Origin of the sequence: Lactobacillus sp. M0403, from assembly GCF_016101265.1 — a bacterium.
Lineage (GTDB): Bacteria > Bacillota > Bacilli > Lactobacillales > Lactobacillaceae > Lactobacillus > Lactobacillus apis.
The window spans coordinates 214,563-234,816 of sequence record NZ_JACFQV010000001.1 but is presented as its reverse complement, the minus strand read 5'-3'; the positions used below and the strand labels follow the sequence as shown (position 1 = coordinate 234,816).

Genomic DNA, 20,254 nt, shown 5'->3' with positions numbered 1-20,254 from the left:
TGAGTAGTATATAGATTGTTGAGAACGAAATAGATTTGATATAGGAAAGAGATTAATTTTGGAACACAGACATAGACAGAGTTTAGTTAAATTAGTTGCTTTAGTAGCTTTATTTTTCACAGGTATTGTCACTGTCGGTAAGGTATCTGCAGCAACAGCAACTGAAGTTGAAGCAAGTACTGTTACACAAAAGCGTAATTCGGTTGCCAAACTTGCAAAGAAACAAGTTGGTAAGGGTTATGTATATGGTGCAACTGGCCCCTATGCCTTTGATTGTTCTGGATTAGTTCAATACGTTTATAAAAGTTCTGGTGCAGCCGTTTTACCAAGAACAACTTATTCACAAGTTGCTTTGGGTAAAAAGGTTTCAATGAATAAATTAAAGAAGGGCGACTTGCTTTTCTGGGGTTCAGCTTCTTCACCATATCACGTTGGAATTTATGTTGGTGATAATCAATACGTTCACGCTGCAACACCTGATCAAGGAGTAATAAAGCAATCAATTAGTACTTACTTCTATCCTTCAGCTGCAAAGCGCGTTATTGAATAGTCAATTTCTACTCAAATAAATCTTTCTTAACTAATAATTGATAAAAACTCAAGCCTCGCAAACTAATCTTTGGGAGGTTTTTTACGTTCCGGTATCATTTTTGTAATGGTTCTGTAACATGACTGAAGTAGAATTAAAGCTGTGATATTAAAATAATAATAATAATTAACTAATTAAAATAAAATATTGATAAAAATATGGGGGCAATTTGATTTGAAAGTTAAGAGCAATTTAGTAAAATTTACTACGGCTGCAGCTCTAACCATTACTGGGTTAGGAGCAGTAAATGCCGTTAATTCAAATTCCACCACTAATCATGTACAAGCTGCAACGACTAAAGTAAAAATTAACTATGTTCCAGGTTATGGCATTAACATTTGGGATGATTACAATAATCCAAGTTTTACTGGTGAACGTGTTCAACACGGTGAAACAGTAGATGTCTTAAGTACTGCAATTGATGCTAAAGGTAAAACTTGGTATCAAATTGGCGAAGGAAAATGGATTCAAGCTCGTTACACTGTTGATGCTAATAAAAAGACTAAGCAGCAGGCTGAGCCAGATATTGCAAACAGTGTGATTTCATCTTCAAAGCAAGCAAATAAAGTTGTTAACGCTGCAAATGCAGTTGTTGGTAAGCCTTATGCATGGGGTGGCACAGGCCCTAGCGGCTTTGATTGTTCAGGGCTAGCACAATATGTATATAGTAAGGCTGGACTTGACATTAGTCGCACAACTTATTCTCAAGTTAAAAAGGGTAAAACTGTTTCAATGAAGAATTTAAAACCAGGAGATTTGTTATTTTGGGGTTCAGCTTCTTCACCATATCATGTTGGCATTTATGTTGGTGATAACCAATATGTTCATGCCGCAACTCCTGCTCAAGGTGTTGTAAAAGAAAGCATTAGCTCATACTTTTATCCTTCAGTTGCTAAACGTGTACTTAATTAATTAGTTTAACAAGCTAAACACTTAGATTTTTGGTCTAAGTGTTTTTTTATTTTGTTCTTTTGATCGGTGCTGCTTGATAAATAAATTTAACCAGTTAAAATAAAAAGTGAAGTACTAATTTATGACCACATCGAGCTACCAGAAGGAGATTGAATTTAATGAGACGTAATTTTTTAAAAATAGGTCTTGCGGCGGCGATGACACTGACAGGAGTCGCCACAGTTGCACCACAGAAAATAGTGAATGCAGCTACTTTAAAAGCGCCAATTAAACGCGTCCAAATAGATTACTTACCGGGTAAGGACGTTAAAATATGGACAAATTATCAAAAAGACCAGTTGATTAGCTTCCGTGCTAAAAATAATAGCAAATGGAATGTTGCTGAAACTGCTGTCGATAAAAAAGGCAACTTATGGTATAAAATTGGCGACAATGAATGGATTGAAGCCCGCTATACTAAAGATTTAGATGGTGAGGCTGTTGATTCTAACGATCAGCCAGCTAAAAATCAACTAAAAGATTTGGCTACTAATAAAAAGAATAAAAAAGACAAAAAGGCTAAGAAGCAAAAGCAGCCTAAACAGACAAATAAAGAGGTTACTCCACAACCAACCAATGTGACAAATAAACCTCAAAAACCTAGTCAAGCTAAGAATAATCCTAGTTCATTACCTGCAGCAACTGCACCAGCAGCTACTGGCAGTACAGCACAGCGTCAACAAGCAGTTGTTAAATTGGCTAAAAGCCAGGTAGGTAAAGGTTATGTCTGGGGCGGAAATGGTCCGGATGCTTATGACTGCTCTGGCTTGGTGCAATCAATCTATAGTAAAGTAGGTGGGGTACAATTGCCCCGCGTAACTACTGACCAAGTAAAAGTTGGAACAACAGTTTCAATGGATCAATTGCAGCCTGGTGATTTGTTATATTGGGGCTCAGTTGATGCGCCATACCATATTGGGATTTACATTGGAAACAATCAGTATGTTCATGCTTCTACTCCTGATAAGGGTGTGGTCCTTGATACAATTAGCTCATACTTTTACCCTTGTGTTGCTAAACGTGTCATTCAATAAAAATAAAATAATAAAAGGTCACGCATTTGCGTGACCTTTTTGTGTCTTCTAAACAATATATTGGTGAAATTGAGCCTGCTTTTCAGGGGCCAATCTGGCAGTTACGTGAACTCCATCAGTCTTATATTCTTCTAAAATAATTTGGGCGTACTCATGCAGGTTAGCCAGTGTCTTACCATCAGCTAGTGGAACAACCAAATTAACCTTCTGATAGCTTGCAAAAACACGCTTAGTAATTAGTTGGGCGAGCAACTTAATCGATTCAGGATCAGTTGCTGAATATAAAATGCCGCTACCCTCAATTTGCGGATAATTTCGATCGGTTTTATCGGCCTTGTTATATGCGGTAATCATTGGCACATCCTTAACGCCAATTTCGCTCAAAACATTCTGTGTTGTTCGAATCATTTGAATCATGTTTGGATCTGAGGAATCAACAATGTTAATCAATAAATCAGCATCCTTAACTTCCTGTAAAGTTGCCTTAAAGGACTCGATTAGATTGTGTGGCAATTTAGAAATGAAGCCAACTGTATCAGAAAGAATGAAGCTGAAGTTATTACTTAGCTCAATTCGCCGTACGCTAGTATCAAGAGTTGCAAATAACATGTCTTTAACAAAAACTTGCTTTTCATCATTTTCTTTAGAAAATTCTTCCAGTAAACCGTTCATCGTTGTTGATTTACCAGCGTTTGTATAACCGACCAAAGCAACTTTGGGAATATGAGTCTGGTTGCGGCGTTTTGCCTTGATTTCTTCTTGCCCAGAAATAGCGTTAAGCTCTTTTTTAATTATCGTAATTTGCTTACCGATTGTTCTTCGATTTAATTCCAATTTTGATTCACCGGCACCACGGTTGGCAAAGCCACCACCACGTTGCTGGTCTAAATTATTTTCTGATGGATGCAATCGCGGCAATTCATACTCTAACTGAGCCAACTGAACTTGAAGTTTAGCCTGCTTTGTACGAGCACGACTTGAAAAAATTTCTAGAATAAGTTCGGTGCGATCAATAACACGTAATTTTGTCATTTTTTCTAAATTGCGAATCTGCACTGGCGATAACTCATCATTTAAAATAAGCACTTCAGCTTTTAAGCCATGTGCCATATCTTTTATTTCATTGATTTTTCCCAGACCAAAATAAGTCCCTGCAACCACGTGCTCTAAGTTTTGTCTTGATTGTCCGACAACTTCCATATTGGCAGCTTGAGCCAAGTTAGCAAGCTCGGTCATATAGTAATCAAAATTCGAATCATCTAAATTAACGCCGGCGAGATAAGCTTTAACTTTACGAGGGGTATTATCAATCATTTGTTCCTCTTTCTACGTAAATCTTTAGTTTGTTTATTTAATATTCGCTGTTTTAATTTTAATAATCCACATGATTGCTATCTTCTTTCTTTAATTAGGTTAGTTTAATTGTAATACAAATGTTTGGGTTTACAAAGATGATAAATCTCGATAAAAAACTGGATGCTTTAAATTCGCATCCAGTTTTTGGCATATTTAGTATTTAAGGACTTTAGAGATAATTAATTTACTTATTTAGAAGTTAAGCTATTTCGCCGACAACTTTGGTTTTTACTCTGGTTGTTTCACCAGGAGCATAGGCAAGTGGGACTTCCGTAACCTCGACGACTTTAATCGTGTCTGGATTTGCTCCCGCCATGATTGCCTGTTGTGCAGCTTGCTTTTCTACGTCTGCTAATGCATCTGAACGTTTAACTTCAACATATTGGTAAACTTTTTCATATTCACCACCGATATTGGCAATTGTTGCACCGATTGCGTTAGCAACACCGCCAAATTCGTTTTTAATGATTTGCTTAACGCCCTTGAGCTTGGTTGGTGCGATAACTGCACCACCACCGACTAAAATGACGTCAACATCTTCAGCACTGGTTTTCATTTGATCGATACCATCTTCTAAGATTTCGGCAATTTTAGCCATTGCTTCTTGTGCAATGCCTTCATCAATTGATTCAACTAGCTTTGGATCACCAACTTGGCATAAACCAAGGCGGACAGCAATATCGGTAGTCGTTAAAGTGTCCCCACCGAAAACAAGTGCCTTTTCTGTAATCGCATAACCAACACTATCAGGCCCAATTGCTACAGAGCCGTCATCTTTAACTCGGACGATCGTTCCACCGCCTAAGCCAACTGATAAAACATCTGGCATTCTAAAATTGGTTCTTACTCCACCAACAGTAACTGCTTTAGATGATTCACGGGGAAAACCGTTAGTTAGGACACCAATATCAGAGGTAGTGCCTCCAATGTCAACGGTTAATGCATTTTTACTCTTGGATAAGTAAGCTGCTCCTCTGATACTGTTAGTAGGACCACTACCGATTGTCAAAATTGGATATTTGGCAGCATATTCTAGTGACATCAATGTACCATCATTTTGACATAAATATACTTGTGCTTTAGTGATATTTTCCTTTGCTAAAGCATTTGAAAAGCCATTAGTAACATTTTTAATTACCTTATTTAATGCAGCGTTTAAAATAGTGGCATTTTCACGTCCAATTAAGCCAATGGAGCCAATTGATGATGAAGTAGAGACAGGGAAGTCAGCGCCCAAAATTTCATGAGCCAATTCAGCTACTCGTTTTTCCTGGTCATCGTTAATTGAAGAAAAGACACCAACAACTGCTAGACCATCAATCTCACCTTTCCACTCAGTTAATTTTTCTTTCACTTCTTGTTCTGAAAATGGCACGATTGGGTCGCCATTAAATTCATAGCCGCCATGAATTAATGCGTAACGATTTGAAAGGATAGCAGCAATGTCTTCGGGCCATTCAGTATATGGCAAGATTGAAGCAGTTGCTGGATAACCAATTCGCAAGATACCGACCTTACCCAAGTTTTTGCGTTCGACAATCGCATTGGTGGCTTGCGTTGTTCCAAGCATGGCCTGAGTAATTTGGTTAACATCAATGTCTTTTTCATTTACTACTGCATGGATTGCATTCTTAATTCCCGTTTCTACATCTTTAGTAGTATGCGTCTTAGTAGAAACAATTACATTAAGGTTTTCGTCTAAAATAGCTGCATCTGTATTAGTACCACCAACATCGATTCCTAATTTATACACTTATTTTTCCTCCTGCTGACTTTTGTATTCTTGACAACGTTTTTCAATTGGAATGTAGTCAACATCATATTTGAAGTAGCGCGGCCCCACCAATTCAATTCCGGCATCAGTGCGCCATTTGTCGTTAGCAGGTAAGCCAAGCACCATGATTCGTTTACCGTAACGAACCTCTTCATTTGTAATTGGCTGTAGAGTGTCTACGTCAACCATTGTGATTAAGTCGGGAACAGTTGCCAAGATTTGATCATCAAGCTGCATAATAATGTTTTCGTTTTGGAAAGAAATTTTACCAGTTTGTCCTTCATTTTCATTGAGCCCACTTAAAGTGATTTCGCCAAAGTTAAAACCGCCTTTAGTAACATGAGAAATGTCAGTAATCTTTGCAGTCATTAGCTTGTAGCCATGAGTTAATTTGAGCAATTCCTCAAGCGCACTAGCCACAGAGTCATAATCATTAGCATGTTGAATTAATTCACCAATTTTCTGACTAAGCGCAACAATATTTAAAACACCAGCCTCACGAAGCTGCTTACCAGTCAATGAATCACTGGCACTGGATGAGGTAGCACCTACTTGAACGGTAAAATCACGTCCAATTTTTTCTGCCCAAAAAGAATCTGGTGTATTAATCAGAGAGGTGTTGCCACGTTCGTCTGATAGAACCATTGGCGTAACAGAATGTCCTGCTAAAACAAAGGTAGACATTTGTAATTCAGGGAAGGCACGGCCCATCCCATCTGCATCTGCAATTGGCAAGTGCATCTTTGCAGCAGCGACAATTGGCATCATTGAGTTGATTCCACCAGCTTCAACCGGAAAGGTGCCGTAAATTTTTCTACCATAGTATTGTTCAAAAATTTTGAAGGCATTAACGAATTCATTACCGTTAGGAAACTTTTCCATTGAGACTGCTGGCGCACCAATGTTTGATGCAGAAACAAATAACTCATCATCTGGAAATTCATCAGGTTCGAGTAACGTTACTGGACCATGTTTTTTAACTGCGGAAATTGCCATCAATTCACCAATGAAAGGATTACCGCCACCACCAGAGCCAAGTAATGCAGCTCCAATGGCAATTTGCTTAATATCTTTAATTCCTATTTCTCTACTCAAAATTTACTCCTCAATTTCTCTATCTCTTAATCTACGTTGATCCACTTTTCTAACTAATAAACTGCCTAAATAGTAGACAACTCCTGAAGAAATCAAAACGTTAAGTGACTGAACGCCCCAAGTTACAAACTGACCAACCAAGATTCCAGCAACCCAAGCGATAACGGTCATTAGTGGCAGTTTAGAGGATGTTTGAGGTAATTCGCCTTTTGCACGACTGTCATCAAGTTTTTGCCGGTCTGTTTTTAAAATCCAGTAGTCAACAAACATAATTGCTGCAATTGGTGGGAAAACAACCCCTAGAATAGTTAAGAAGCCTTGGAACTTATCAATTAAACCGACTACTGAAAGAATTGTACCCAAAATTCCTGTAATAACAGTCATAACAGAACGATTCAGGTTAACACTGAATACCTGCCGGAAGAAGTTAACAACATTCAGGCTGGCTGAGTACAGGTTCATATCATTAACCTTAACCGATGATAAAACGATTAGGGCAATTCCAAGTGCTCCAGTTAATTGATAAATAATTGGCATAATTTCTTTTGAACCAATTGCATGGGCCATCAGTACACCAATGACATTAACACCTAATTCGCCGACAATTGTTCCGATTACACAAACCCAAAAGACATCGCGTCCATTTTTAGTTCGACGTGTAATATCCGGCATAATAATCGCACCAACAATGAAGTTACCGGTAACCATCGTAATGCCGGCACCCATGCCCATCGCAGCGCCAGGAGCAGCCATAGTAATTAAATGGTGCAAATCGTTGCCCTTTAACATATTGTATGTGGCTACGCCCATTACAACAATAAAGGCTGGAATAGAAATATTAGTTGTCCAACTTAAGCCTTTAAAGCCAAAGATAACTGAAAAAGTAACTAATAATCCGGTGATTGTGGCAACTAACTGATAGCTAATATTGCCGTGGGTGATAGAATGCATGATTTCAACTACACCTTGTGCAAAAACTGAGTTTTGAATTCCAAACCAACCAATCAAACTAATTGCAAAAGTTAGGCCAACAATGGCAGAGCCAATTGTGCCAAAGCCGGCCCATTTAGAAAGAAGACTTGTGGGTAAACCTTCTCTTTGACCGGCTAACCCTAAGCCGAAAGAAATAAATTGTAGAATTACACTACCTAAGATAGTAGATAAAACAGCGTCACGGAAATTCATTCCATAACCTAGTTCGGCCCCAAGCATAAACTGACTTAAAGCGACGAAGCCTCCAATTTGGACCATCAAAACTTTCCACATGGGATCGCGTTTGTCTTTAGGAAAGCGCTGTGTTGAATAGTCATCATAAATGTCTTCATTTGTGGTGTTCTTAGCTGCCATAATTGCCTTCTTTCTAAAATAAGCTCTATTTTGTTAATGCAATATTAAAATAACCATAGTTAGTTAATTAATATTTAATATAAAAGAGTCTAATCTAGTGGTAGTTGGATGTCAATGCTGAATGCTAAGTAATACAGAGAAGCTGACTTGATGAAAAATTAGTGAAAGCTAGATAGGGAGTGCTATTATGCAAACTTAAATAAATCTAGATAAAAAGTGAAATTAACTTATTTTTCTACTTGGCACAAAAGAAAATAAGAGTATAATTTAACTAATTAAGGTACCTAACTAAATTTCAAAAATTGAGAGGATCTGTAAAAATGACACAAGCTTTGAGTTATCAGACTGACGAAAAAGTGCAAAAAAATAGATGGTGGATCTTAGTGGCAGTCGGTTTGTTTACCTTCATGTCAACTCTAGATGGAACGATTGTTAATATCGCTTTACCAGTCATTAGTAAAAATTTGAACATTTCGATGAGTCAGTCCGAATGGGTTGTTTCATTATATTTAATTGTTGTTTGTAGTTTTATTCTATTCTTCGGTAAATTGAGTGATCTTCACGGGAAAATTAAAATCTTCCGTCTAGGTGCCATCTTCTTTATTGCTGGTTCACTTTTATCGGGATTTAGAGTCAACTTGGTATTTTTGTTAGTTTCACGTGCGATTCAGGCTTTTGGTGCTGCGATGACAATGGCAACCAATAATGGAATCATTACTGAAATTTTCCCATCAACTGAACGCGGGAAAGCTTTAGGAACAATTGGTTCATTTGTTGCCTTAGGCTCAATTGCTGGTCCTGGTTTGGGTGGCTTGATTTTGAGTCACCTGTCATGGTCATACATTTTCTGGTTGAATGTTCCTGTTGGCATTATTGCTGCAATTATTGGCGCAATCTTCCTACCAAAAGATATTACTTTTACCAATGCAGTATTGGATAAGAAGGGCTCATTTGGTTTTGCACTAGGGATGATTACTTTATTTGGTGGTGTCTTCTTAGGCCAACAATTAGGTTTTACTTCTGTACCAGTTCTATCAATGTTAATAATTGGACTAATTAGTTTCATTTGGTTTGTTTATACTGAAAATCACACAACTAATCCATTATTACAATTCAATCTGTTCAAGAATCCAGACTTTTCAGTTAGTTTGTTATGTGCATTGTTAATCTTCATTACAAACTTCTTCTTTAATGTAGTAACGCCTTTCTATTTAGAAAATGCGTTACACTTGGCACCAAGTCAAGCTGGTATTATCTTAATGATTTTACCTGTAGTTCAATTATTTGCTGCTCCAGTTGCGGGTACACTTTCAGATAAAATTGGACCAAAATTGATTACTTTTATTGGTTTAGTATTACTATTAGTTAGTCAAATTGGTTACTCACTATGCAATCTGCACTCATCAATCTGGCTATTTATTATTAGTATCGCAATTATGGGACTTGGTAGTGGTATTTTCAGTTCACCAAATAACTCTTTAGTAATGAGTTCTGTAGAACAGAAGGATCTTGGTGTTGCCGGCAGTATTAACTCGCTATCACGTAACCTCGGGATGGTAATCGGTATTTCAAGTGCTACGACAATCTTGTTTGCGGCAATGAGCCATGCAAAGGGTGCACGTGTGACTGAATACCTACCTAAGCAACCAGAAATTTTTATTTATGGTATGCATGTTGTATTTATTATTTCAATGATTATTTGTTTAATAACTGTTGTTTTAAGTGGCTGGCGTCTATTTAAAAAAGACGAAAAAGCAGCTAAGTAATCTATTATTAAAATAAAACTAGAAAACGTTATTGCATTATTAGCAATAACGTTTTTCTTTTTTGCATTAATCAAAAAATACTGTAAAAATCCCTATTTAACAATGCTCTGATTGAAAAAGTGGCCAATATAAAACAAAGGAATAAATAAAAATTTCATAATTTTTCCTTATTTCGCCGTTTTTGGGTATATGATGGTATTAAAGGAAAAGCTATGAACTATAACTAAACAATAGGGAGGTTGGGTAAATGGATCATCGAATTGTTACGTATCCGGCAATTTTTAAGCCGCTAGAAAATGATGTATATGTGATTCACTTTCCAGATATCAAAGGTGGTATCACAGAAGGTGAAGGTCTTCGAGAAGCGATGAAAATGGCTGCTGATACTTTGGCAAGCAGACTATATAATAAGGTAGATTTGCCGAAAAGCAGTAAAACAAGTGAAATAGAGCTTCCTGATGATGGATCCTTTGTTGCACCAGTTTCCGCAGATTTGACAGAAGCATCTCATGATCGGATGAATTACGAGATATAACAAAAAAGCACCCCAGTTGCTTGAGGTGCTCTTTCTTATTAACTTGTTCCAAAAACTAATTATATTCTCGGGAACAATAGTATTATAGTATATTATAACGAAATTTGCTAATAAATTAGGCGGATTTTTTTAAAAAAATCAGTTGATAAAGGTGGTTGAGCGCTTGCAGTAATAGTCTAACCAATCTTTTTAATATAACTGATATTAGTTTTGTAGTATAATCCTTGCACATTGAATTTCTCAGTTAAACTTAGCTAAAAAGCGGGATTTTAAGCTCGAATTGACATTAGTGTCAGTTACATGCTATTTTCTATAAGGGAGAAAGTTTGGAGTAAGCTATGCAAACAATAGAAAGTTCTATTTTGCGTGCTGCTGTTGATGAAAAGGATGCAAAGTTAGTTAATTTTGTATCCCAACATGATCAAATTGATTATTTCAAAGATGGCGACATGCAAAAGAAATTAGGAGTTACCTTTTTAGGCGACGGCCAAGGTGAAAATTGGGCGAAGCTCTTGCCTTGGACAGTTGTAGATAAGGGAGACTCGCGGGTCAGTTTGGCCTTAATTGATGATAGTGAAAGTTATAAAAAGTTTCCGTATCATTTTGAAGTGATCTTAACCTACATTCTTGAAGGTAACCGGATCGATATTAAGTACTACCTCAAAAATAATTCACATAAAGAAATGCCTTTTTCAGTGATGTTCACATTGCCGATTATCGAAGGCTGGGTTAAAAATAGAAATGTGAATGAAATTGAGTTGAGCAATGATGAAGTTAAATTAAAACTTGCTTCATCAAGCTTTGACTTAGATGTAAAAGACAAGCAAGTTGTTGCTTTACTTGATAAAGCAACACTTGAAGGCGATAGTGATGAAGAATTCACGCTAACTTTGACATTAGGCTAGATAATTAATGATTTTAATAAGATAATATAGACAAACCGCAGATGGTTTGTTTTTTTGTTATAATGTATTCATTGTATTTAAATTAGGTAAGTAAGAGAATATGGATCACAATCATAATCATCCGGACAAGAGTCGGGTAGAAATACATGTAAAAGATTACAACAAAAAGAAGAAATTGATAGCATGGCTATGTGGACTTATCTTTCTCATAGCTGCTGGTGTTGCTGCATACTCGTCTTACGTTTATTTTAAAACTAAGAATGCGGTAGACAACACCTATGATAATAATACGCATGTTCAAGTAAAAAACGGCGAATTTAATGGCAAGAAAAAGTTTGCCGTCTTACTAATGGGAACCGATACTGGAGCACTTGATCGTAAGGAAAAGATTGGCAATACTGATACGATTATTATTGCAGTTGTTAATCCACAAAAAAAGCGCTACTCACTAGTGTCTGTTCCCCGCGATACAATGGCGCAAATGGTTGGTGCTGAGCAGTTCCAAGTCGAAAAAATCAATGCTGCCTATCCAATAGGTGGTGCTAAGATGGCAATGGACAGTGTCTCTGAACTTGTTAACGTACCAATTAAGTATTATGCCCTAGTTAATATGAAAGGTATCATGCGTCTTATTCGCTATGTAGGTGGAATAAATGTCAGACCTACACTTAGCTTTGAATATGGTGGTTATGTTTTCAAGAAAGGACAGCTGACTCATATGGGTGGCGGCGGTGCCCTTGCATATTCACGGATGCGCTATGACGATCCTAAGGGTGACTATGGCCGTCAGGAACGGCAAAGACAGGTTATTACGACACTTATTAAAAAGGCCGTTTCATTGAACACATTGACGCAACTTGATTCAGTGCTAACTTCAATTTCTGGCAATGTCAAAACTAATTTGCCATTTGATGCACTAAAGGAGATTGCCTTTAATTACCGCAGCTCAACTAAGAACGTCAAAAATGACTATCTGCACGGGCATAATGCAACGGTTGATGGCGCATCTTATCAAGTTCAGTCAACTGAGGAGCTCCAACGAATTTCTGACTATCTTCGTGCGGAATTAGGTTTAAGCCCTAAAAAGGTTGATAACAATGAGACTTACCAAAACAAGCGAAATAAGGAACACGGCTTTGATTTCACTGATCTTGCAACGCAGGACTATAATATCTACAGTGATTATGAAGGACAATAATAAAAGAAGGTGACGATTAATGACGAGACTGCTTGCCGTTTTAATCGGCTATGCATTCGGATGTATTTTATTTGCCATGTTAGTGGGTCGTTTTTGGTTACATCAAGACCCAACTAAAGTTGGATCCGGGAACCCAGGAACCGCCAACGTTGGTGCCGTTTTTGGTAAAAAATGGGGTATAATTACTTGCATTGGTGATATTTTAAAAACACTAATTTGTTTACTACTTGTACACTATTTTTTAGGAAAAAAGGTAATGTTGGCCTATGCAGGTTTAGGACTAATTTTAGGACACTGTTTTCCTTTTTGGGATCATTTTCGAGGTGGCAAAGGAGTGACAGTTGCTGTCATTTTAGCGGCTATTTATGATGTTAAAGCTGCGGCAGTAACGCTTTTAATTGCACTTATTTTGACTATTATTCTTAAGAACTTAACGGTTCCGCCGTTAGTTTTTATTTTATTATTTAGTCTCTACGAATTGACCCAACTCAGGGAAGCTGGCATTGTATTATTAATTATTACCTTGATCATGACTTTTAAATTTAGATATGATTTACGGGACTTTTTTACTGGAAACGGGAAAAAAGTAGATATTTTATACTCAATTAAGAAAAAATTGGGTATAAAAATGCAGTGATTAATAGCATCATTTTTTAGTGAGGACAGATACTAGAAACATGAATAAAAACAAAAAATCGTTAAAAGTCGTGCAGGCGATTTGCATATTAGTGGCAACGCTCTTTATGTTAATTCAAATGTATAGTTTGAAGGGTGTGGCTGCGAGAGCACATTACTCATTCGTGCGTTTTATGCCTAACATGATGCATAACGCAACAATGATGATTGTACCAATGGTTTTTGGTGCAGTTTATAGCAGGAAAAAACAAAGTGTAAGTGAAAGCTTTAAGTATTGGCTGATGGCCTTCGTTACGCTAGTTGCTTATTACGTCCTATTTTTCATTAAGGTACCTGCACGCTTTAATATGTGGCGTGTTTGGGGAATGTTGTTCCCAATTATTACCAGTACCTCAGTTTTATTTTCTGGCTTGTTTTTCAGTTTACTGGCACAACCACGGATTTATGACTTACAACATAAGCTGACTAAAAAGCAAAACTTACTAGTACTTAGCTTATTAAGTCTTCTTGGCTTTGCCTTGAGTGCCGGAAACTTATCCTTCCAATATTCACTCTATGGTTTATACCTTATTTTGTTCTTTGCATGGGGGATGTTTTTAGCTGGAGTTAAGGTTAATGGTAAGCTCTTTGGTCTAGCTTTATTTAGTGGGATTGTTTCATTCTTTGTTGTTGTAATCGGTGTTTCGGGTTTTGATGCCGTCTACTGGTCACAAATCATTTCCGGCAACGGTGGTGGTGACTGGAACAGAGAATTTTTGAACAATCCATCTTCACCATTTATGCTCCTGATGGTTCTAGCGGCATTCTTATTGTTCAAAAAGGTTATTATGACCTTCAATGAGAAGCAAATGCGTTACTTTATCCCAGTAATCATGTTCATGGATGCGCCAATTTCGCCTAGATTTATGAACGACTTCCGCTTCACTGGCTCATCTTTTGTTAACAAGCTAATCATGATTGTTGTCATGCTGCTTGCAGCTGCAATTTGGGATATGGTGCTGGAGCGGTATCTATTCAAATTTAAGCCAGTTACTAAGATTGTTAAGTACTTAGATCATGAAACTAATTTAGCGAAAATTTGTGAGAAGGCTTGGACAAAATTTACTAAATTTATTGTTGCCAACAGAGTTAACTTACTCACTTGGGCTTGGTTCTATGTTTTGAGTTTCGGTTCATTTTTAATTGAATCTGATAACTTAAGAATCCAAATCAGTACTGCAGCGACAATTAATGCGATTGTTTACTTACTCGGCACCAAATTCTTTGCCATTATTTTAACAACCATCTTCCTTGATGCGTTATTCTCAATTTTCTACTTTGTGACTACACGTTATTGGACGTCCAATGTGCTAGTCAGCCTAATCGGAATTGGGTGGGCCATTGCCAACAAGATTAAACTGCTTCTTCGTGGTGAACCAATTTATCCAACTGAAATCAGTGAAATCGTCAATTGGAAGACGCTTTTACCAATGATTGGTAAAACAACAGTTATTGCTATCCTGGTTGCAATTGTAATCGTAATTGCATTGGATGTTTTCTTAGAAATCAAGTTTCCAATTAAGAAACGCGGCTCATGGAAACGACGTGGAATTTGGGCACTGTTGAGTTTAGCGCTATTCATGACACCATTCCGCTTCAACCATGATGGTGGAGTTATTTACCACATTAATCGTGGATTCGATAATAGACAGCGCTTTAGAAACCCAGAACGTGATATTCAGGTTAACGGACCAGTTCTGAATTTCTTAAACTATATTGACTTGCAAATTATGGATCAGCCAGCGACAGGCTATTCTGCTTCGACCATCAAACAGTTGAATGATAAGTATGCTAAAGTTGCTAACAAGATCAATAAAAACAGAAAGAATAAACTTAGTGACCAGACAATTGTCTTTAACCTAAGTGAAAGTTTCGTTGATCCGAATACTTTCCCAACCATTAAGATAGAACAGTCTGCACCAAATCCAGTTAAGTTCATTGAATCAATGAAGTCACACTCTTCATACGGTACAATGCTTAGTGCTGGTTACGGTGGTGGTACGGCTAACATGGAATGGGAAACCTTAACGGGATTGAACATGGGATTGTTTAAGTCTACTTTGACGCCATATGTTCAGGTTGTTCCTAATTACAGTTTCTATCCAACAATCGGAATGAACTTTGATTACAAGTCAGCTATTCACCCATTTATTGGGACATATTACTCTAGACGTGAAGACTATCGTCGCTTTAAGTTTGATAAGTTTGTCTACACTGGTTCGAAGTATAAAGTTATTGATCAGAAGAAACTTGGTAAGAGTGGCTATAACTCTGACTTTACTACTTATGCTAATGGATTGCAGCAAATAAACGCGCGTAAAGACGGTCAGTTTATTAATCTGATTTCAATTCAAAACCACATGCCATATAACAATTGGTATCCACACAACGAATATATGGGTAAGATCTCAGGTGATCTATTCAATACCCCAGCAGTTCGTGAACAAATGGCGACATATGTTAAGGGTACGCAATACACTGATAAGGCAGTTAAGCAATTTATTGGTCAAATTGATAAGATTAAGAAACCAATTACGTTAGTCTTCTACGGTGACCACTATCCAAGTATTATTTCGCAGAGTTACACTGCTAAGTATCCGGTTGAAATGCACTCAACTCGTTACTTCATTTACTCGAATAAGTATGCCCGTGAACATGGTGCCAAAACGCACTTACCACGTAAGGCCAACAATTTCGTAAGTTCAAGTGACTTTATTGCGATGATGCTTGAGCAGACTGATTCAAAGGTTACACCATACCAAGCACTCCTTACTGAAGTTCATAAGAAATTGCCTGCAATTACAATTAACTTCAAGGGTGATAAGGGTTATGAATTAATTGGACGTAAGGGACAAGTAATTGAACCTCAGTACCTAACCAAGGAACAACAAGACCTCTTGGCTGATTATGAAACTATCCAATATGATATGACTGCTGGTAAAGCTTATGGTTTACAAATTAAGGGCTTCTACAAATAGTATCTGGTGTTGACTTATTAGAAAAAAATGAGTATTATTCATTTAGATATTTTAAGTAGCGCTTCAGTTCAGTGTTCAGAGAACTAGCGGTTGGTGTAAGCTAGGCAGGCTGAAGTTTCGCGAAATACATATCGGGTGGTTCCGCTAAAAACCAAACTTGAGGCGCTAATAAGCGCAAACGTGGGTGGTACCACGGCTAAAAAAGTAATTTAGTCGTCCCTGGATTTCTTAGGAAATCCGGGGACTTTTTTATTGGAGGAAAAAGATGGCAAACTTTAATATTTTAGAAGATTTAAAATGGCGTGGAGCAATTAACCAGCAGACAGATGCAGAGGGGCTAGCTAAGTACTTAGAAGAACATGATGACTTAGCACTCTATTGTGGTACTGATCCAACCGGTGATTCACTTCACATTGGCCACCTAATCCCCTTTATGATTTTAAAGAGATTCCAATTAGCTGGTTACCATCCAGTAATTGTTATTGGTGGTGGTACTGGTACAATTGGGGACCCATCAGGCCGTAGTACCGAAAGAGTTTTACTTGATGCTGAAAAGCTTCATCAAAATGAAATTGCTTTGACTAAGCAAATGGAGAAGCTGTTTGGTACTGAAAACTTTGAAATTGTTAACAACGCGGAATGGCTAGATAAGCTAAGTTTAATCGACTTCTTACGTGACTACGGTAAACACTTCCAAGTAAACAACATGATTAACAAGGACGTTGTTGCCAGTCGCTTGGAAAATGGGATTTCATTTACTGAATTTTCATACCAAATTTTGCAAGCAATTGATTTTTACCAATTAAACAAAAACCACGGTGTACAGATGCAAATCGGTGGTAGTGATCAGTGGGGCAACATTACAGCAGGAATTGACCTTATTCATAAGTTGATGGGAGCTGATCGTGAAGCATTTGGCCTAACTATCCCATTAATGCTTAAAGCTGATGGAACTAAATTTGGTAAATCAGCTGGTGGAGCAATTTGGCTTGATCCAGAAAAAACCAGTCCTTACGAGTTCTACCAATTCTGGATTAACCAAGACGACCGTGATGTAGTAAAGTACCTGAAGTACTTTACTTTCCTGAGTCATGAAGAAATTGATGAGCTAGCAGAACAAGTTAAGACTGAGCCATGGAAGAGAACGGCGCAAAAGACTTTAGCCAAGGAAGTAACCAAGTTTGTTCACGGTGAAGAGGGATTGGCTGAAGCAGAAATGATCACAGACTCTCTATTCTCTGGTAATGTCAAAGACTTAACTGTTACGCAAATTGAGCAGGGATTAAAGAGCGCACCAACTGCAGAATCAGGATCGGCTGCTAAGAATATTGTTGACTTTTTAGTTGATACCAAAATCGAATCGTCTAAGCGTCAAGCACGTGAAGACGTTGAAAACGGTGCAATTTACATTAATGGTGACCGTGAACAATCAGTTGATTTTGAAGTTGATCCAGCAAAAGCATTTGATGGTAAGTATGTAATTGTTCGTAAAGGAAAGAGAAAATATACTTTGGTTAATATCAAAGACTAGTTTATGAATAAAAGTCTGGTACATTATGTATCAGACTTTTTTATAAAGTGAAAAAAGCAAATGTCAAATAGTAGAGATTCAAAATAAGGGGGGCTAAAAATGAGAGCACGAGTTGTCTTATATAATCCGGATTTAAAAGCTATTTTATTAATTCACAGGCTGAAAAACGAGCGCGACTATTGGGTCATTCCTGGTGGCGGTGCAGAAAACCAGGAAACGCCCATTGAAACCGCAATTAGAGAAGTCAACGAAGAATTAGAAATTAAGTTGTTACCGGAAAAGCTTAAACAATTGTTTGAAATTGACAATGAGGTTATCTTTTTAGCCCAAGCTGGGCAAACTAAAGCACCTCGAATTAGTGGGGAAGAAAAAGAACGCTCGAGCACAAAAAATATCTATGAGCCAGCTTGGGTTACTTTAAAAGATCTCACTACGATTAATTTAATGCCACCAGAAATCGCACAACAGCTTTTAGAATTTATCAAATAATATGATATTTTTTAAGCAATATTTGACAAAATATCATTGCATAATTCATAATCTATTTAAGGCAATAATTGCCTATTGCTATAAAATTACCCCGTTCTAGGAGGAAAAGAAATGTCTGAAATATTAGTTACTACTACGGAAAATATTCCTGGTAAAGAGTATGAGATTATTGGTGAAGTCTTTGGCTTAACCACTCAGTCTAAAAATGCTTTCAAGGATTTTGGCGCAGGCTTAAAATCAATGGTGGGTGGAGAAATCCGTAGCTACACTAAAATGTTGCAAACATCTCGTGAGCAAGCTCTTGAACGCTTACGTCAAGAAGCTGAAGAAAAAGGTGCCGATGCAATCGTGATGATGCGTTTTGACTCAGGTACAATTGGCGGTGACATGCAGTCAGTAGTTGCATACGGTACAGCAGTTAAGTTCGTACAGTAAATAATTAAATTTAGCATCCACTAACTAAGGTGGGTGCTTTTTTGTTAAAATTAATTTGCCGCTTTAGCTCAGGAGGTAGAGCACCGCCGTGGTAAGGAGGAGGTCCTCAGTTCAAATCTGGGAAGCGGCTTAAGACTAAAAAAGGAGTGATTAAAATGGAAATAACAAAGGTAATCGATTTTGTTCAAAAGCAATTAGAAGGTGAAAAAACGGGCCACGATTTTTATCATGGTCAGCGTGTGGCCCACTTAGCAAGTCAATTGTATTTACAGGATAATCCTGATGCGCACGCAGACAGCCGCATGGTGGCGATTATTCAGACAGCAGGGTATTTACACGATACGATTGATGAAAAGATCTGTGCGGATCCTGAGCAAGTTATCGAGCAAATTAAGCACTTGCTGCCACAGGTTGGCTTTAGTGAGCTTGAAGTAAAGGATATTCTTTTTACCATTCAGCATATGTCGTTTTCGCAAAATATTGAACACCATTATCAATTACCAGTTTCTGGTGAATATGTTCAAGATGCTGATCGCATTGAAAGCTTGGGTGCAATGGGAATTGCACGCGCATTTACCTATGGCGGTGCTCACGGTAATGTGATTTATGATCCAAAGATTAAGCCTGAAAAACTGGTTAGCCATGACCAATATCGCGAACACACCGAAACCACCATTAATCACTTTTATGAAAAGCTGTTTCAATTAGAAGATTTAATGAATACTGATGGTGGCAAAAAAGAAGCACACAAACGAACTGATTTCATGCGTGCTTTTGTTCAAGAATTTATGGATGAGTGGAATGTTTAATTAATTCTGCCGTTCTAATTGCAGTAAAGCCTTTTTACGTTCAATTCCACCAGCGTAACCAGTCAGTGAGCCGTCACTGCCAATTACGCGATGACATGGAACGATTAGTGTGATTGGGTTATGTCCAACTGCACCACCAACTGCGCGTGCTTTATTTGTTTTGACTGCTTGTTTTGCTTGTAGTTTGTCAGAGAGCTCACCGTAAGTGGTTGTTTCGCCATAAGGGATTTTTTGCAATTCATAATAAACTGCTTTTCTAAATGCTGTAACTTCTGGTCTAATTGGAATAACGGAAGGATCAGGGTTCAAACCAGCAAAGTAGTCATTGAGCCAGCGAAGAGCTAGCTTAAGTGGGATGTTTTTAACATCATCTGCTTGGTCCAACTGATAGTTTGCACCAAAAAATTTCTGATCCGCAAACCATAAGCCTAGTAAGGCCTTCTCATCACTAAGTAAGATCATGTCACCTAATTTTGACTGGAAAACTGCTCGATGTAACACTTTAATCACTCCATACTAATAAATTACTAAAACCATGCGGTTTCACCGGATGGTTTTTATTTGCGCATTATATTATTCATTTTAGCGTGCATTAATTTATTTTAATAGCGAACAACTTAAAAGCTCATTTTTTCAAAAGCTAGTTTTAATAAACATAACACAAGTAAAAAAGTTGAAAAAATTTTCCTTGTCATATACAAAGCTCGATGGTTTAAGAGCCAAGCGCTAATTTGACAAAATCAAAAAGGTTGTTACATCAACACTCTATGTTGTATTATGACTTTGA

Annotated in this window: 18 protein-coding genes and 1 tRNA gene; 14 read left to right on the top strand and 5 right to left on the bottom strand. The window is 37.5% G+C overall.

The window, feature by feature from the left end:
• Positions 1-58 precede the first annotated feature (58 nt).
• From H3T48_RS01010 to H3T48_RS01000, 3 genes are all read left to right on the top strand, one after another.
• On the top strand, positions 59-550 hold the full coding sequence (locus H3T48_RS01010; RefSeq protein WP_122036021.1) for a C40 family peptidase: 492 nt from the start codon (positions 59-61) through the stop codon (positions 548-550).
• 213 nt (positions 551-763) lie between these two features.
• Positions 764-1,501 carry a C40 family peptidase gene (locus H3T48_RS01005; RefSeq protein ID WP_122036018.1) on the top strand — a complete coding sequence of 246 codons (738 nt, stop codon included), beginning with the start codon at positions 764-766 and terminating at the stop codon, positions 1,499-1,501.
• Between the two features lie 158 nt (positions 1,502-1,659).
• On the top strand, positions 1,660-2,574 hold the full coding sequence (locus H3T48_RS01000) for a C40 family peptidase (RefSeq protein WP_198187824.1): 915 nt from the start codon (positions 1,660-1,662) through the stop codon (positions 2,572-2,574).
• A gap of 48 nt (positions 2,575-2,622) precedes the next feature.
• On the opposite strand, the gene hflX is transcribed toward H3T48_RS01000, so the two are convergent.
• The 4 genes from hflX to H3T48_RS00980 form a co-directional block, all read right to left on the bottom strand.
• The gene (gene hflX / locus H3T48_RS00995) at positions 2,623-3,888 is read right to left on the bottom strand and encodes a GTPase HflX (protein WP_198187822.1); all 1,266 of its coding nucleotides are present in this window, start codon (positions 3,886-3,888) and stop codon (positions 2,623-2,625) included.
• 241 nt (positions 3,889-4,129) lie between these two features.
• Positions 4,130-5,683, bottom strand: coding sequence for a hydantoinase/oxoprolinase family protein (locus H3T48_RS00990; protein WP_198187820.1), 1,554 nt, complete (start codon positions 5,681-5,683; stop codon positions 4,130-4,132).
• A complete protein-coding gene (locus tag H3T48_RS00985) occupies positions 5,684-6,799 on the bottom strand; it encodes a DUF917 domain-containing protein (protein ID WP_122036010.1) in 1,116 nt (371 codons plus the stop codon).
• A gap of 3 nt (positions 6,800-6,802) precedes the next feature.
• Positions 6,803-8,146 carry a cytosine permease gene (locus H3T48_RS00980; protein ID WP_122036008.1) on the bottom strand — a complete coding sequence of 448 codons (1,344 nt, stop codon included), beginning with the start codon at positions 8,144-8,146 and terminating at the stop codon, positions 6,803-6,805.
• A gap of 320 nt (positions 8,147-8,466) precedes the next feature.
• Here H3T48_RS00980 and H3T48_RS00975 point away from each other — a divergent pair, with 320 nt between their 5' ends.
• The 11 genes from H3T48_RS00975 (at position 8,467) to H3T48_RS00925 (ending at position 19,467) form a co-directional block, all read left to right on the top strand.
• On the top strand, positions 8,467-9,912 hold the full coding sequence (locus H3T48_RS00975) for an MFS transporter (protein ID WP_198187818.1): 1,446 nt from the start codon (positions 8,467-8,469) through the stop codon (positions 9,910-9,912).
• A gap of 247 nt (positions 9,913-10,159) precedes the next feature.
• On the top strand, positions 10,160-10,447 hold the full coding sequence (locus H3T48_RS00970) for a type II toxin-antitoxin system HicB family antitoxin (RefSeq protein ID WP_198187816.1): 288 nt from the start codon (positions 10,160-10,162) through the stop codon (positions 10,445-10,447).
• Between the two features lie 338 nt (positions 10,448-10,785).
• A complete protein-coding gene (locus H3T48_RS00965; protein ID WP_198187814.1) occupies positions 10,786-11,352 on the top strand; it encodes an aldose epimerase in 567 nt (188 codons plus the stop codon).
• 100 nt (positions 11,353-11,452) lie between these two features.
• Positions 11,453-12,550, top strand: a complete 1,098-nt coding sequence (locus H3T48_RS00960; RefSeq protein ID WP_198187812.1) for an LCP family protein — start codon at positions 11,453-11,455, stop codon at positions 12,548-12,550.
• A 19-nt stretch (positions 12,551-12,569) separates the two neighbouring features.
• On the top strand, positions 12,570-13,187 hold the full coding sequence (locus H3T48_RS00955) for a glycerol-3-phosphate acyltransferase (protein ID WP_122036001.1): 618 nt from the start codon (positions 12,570-12,572) through the stop codon (positions 13,185-13,187).
• A 40-nt stretch (positions 13,188-13,227) separates the two neighbouring features.
• Positions 13,228-16,203 carry an alkaline phosphatase family protein gene (locus H3T48_RS00950; RefSeq protein ID WP_198187809.1) on the top strand — a complete coding sequence of 992 codons (2,976 nt, stop codon included), beginning with the start codon at positions 13,228-13,230 and terminating at the stop codon, positions 16,201-16,203.
• 265 nt (positions 16,204-16,468) lie between these two features.
• Positions 16,469-17,734, top strand: a complete 1,266-nt coding sequence (gene tyrS / locus H3T48_RS00945) for a tyrosine--tRNA ligase (RefSeq protein WP_198187807.1) — start codon at positions 16,469-16,471, stop codon at positions 17,732-17,734.
• A gap of 99 nt (positions 17,735-17,833) precedes the next feature.
• Positions 17,834-18,223 (top strand): NUDIX domain-containing protein, encoded by a 390-nt coding sequence (locus H3T48_RS00940; RefSeq protein ID WP_198187806.1) that lies wholly within the window; start codon positions 17,834-17,836, stop codon positions 18,221-18,223.
• Positions 18,224-18,334: 111 nt separating this feature from the next.
• The gene (locus H3T48_RS00935; protein WP_046307748.1) at positions 18,335-18,658 is read left to right on the top strand and encodes a heavy metal-binding domain-containing protein; all 324 of its coding nucleotides are present in this window, start codon (positions 18,335-18,337) and stop codon (positions 18,656-18,658) included.
• Between the two features lie 57 nt (positions 18,659-18,715).
• Positions 18,716-18,788 (top strand) — tRNA-Thr (locus tag H3T48_RS00930).
• A 25-nt stretch (positions 18,789-18,813) separates the two neighbouring features.
• Positions 18,814-19,467: an HD domain-containing protein gene (locus tag H3T48_RS00925; RefSeq protein WP_198187804.1), complete on the top strand. Its 654-nt coding sequence runs from the start codon at positions 18,814-18,816 to the stop codon at positions 19,465-19,467.
• Here the strand turns inward: H3T48_RS00925 and H3T48_RS00920 are convergent, their stop codons facing one another.
• Complete coding sequence (locus H3T48_RS00920; protein ID WP_370567501.1) at positions 19,468-19,968, bottom strand: methylated-DNA--[protein]-cysteine S-methyltransferase; 501 nt, start codon at positions 19,966-19,968, stop codon at positions 19,468-19,470.
• Between the last annotated feature and the right edge of the window lie 286 nt (positions 19,969-20,254).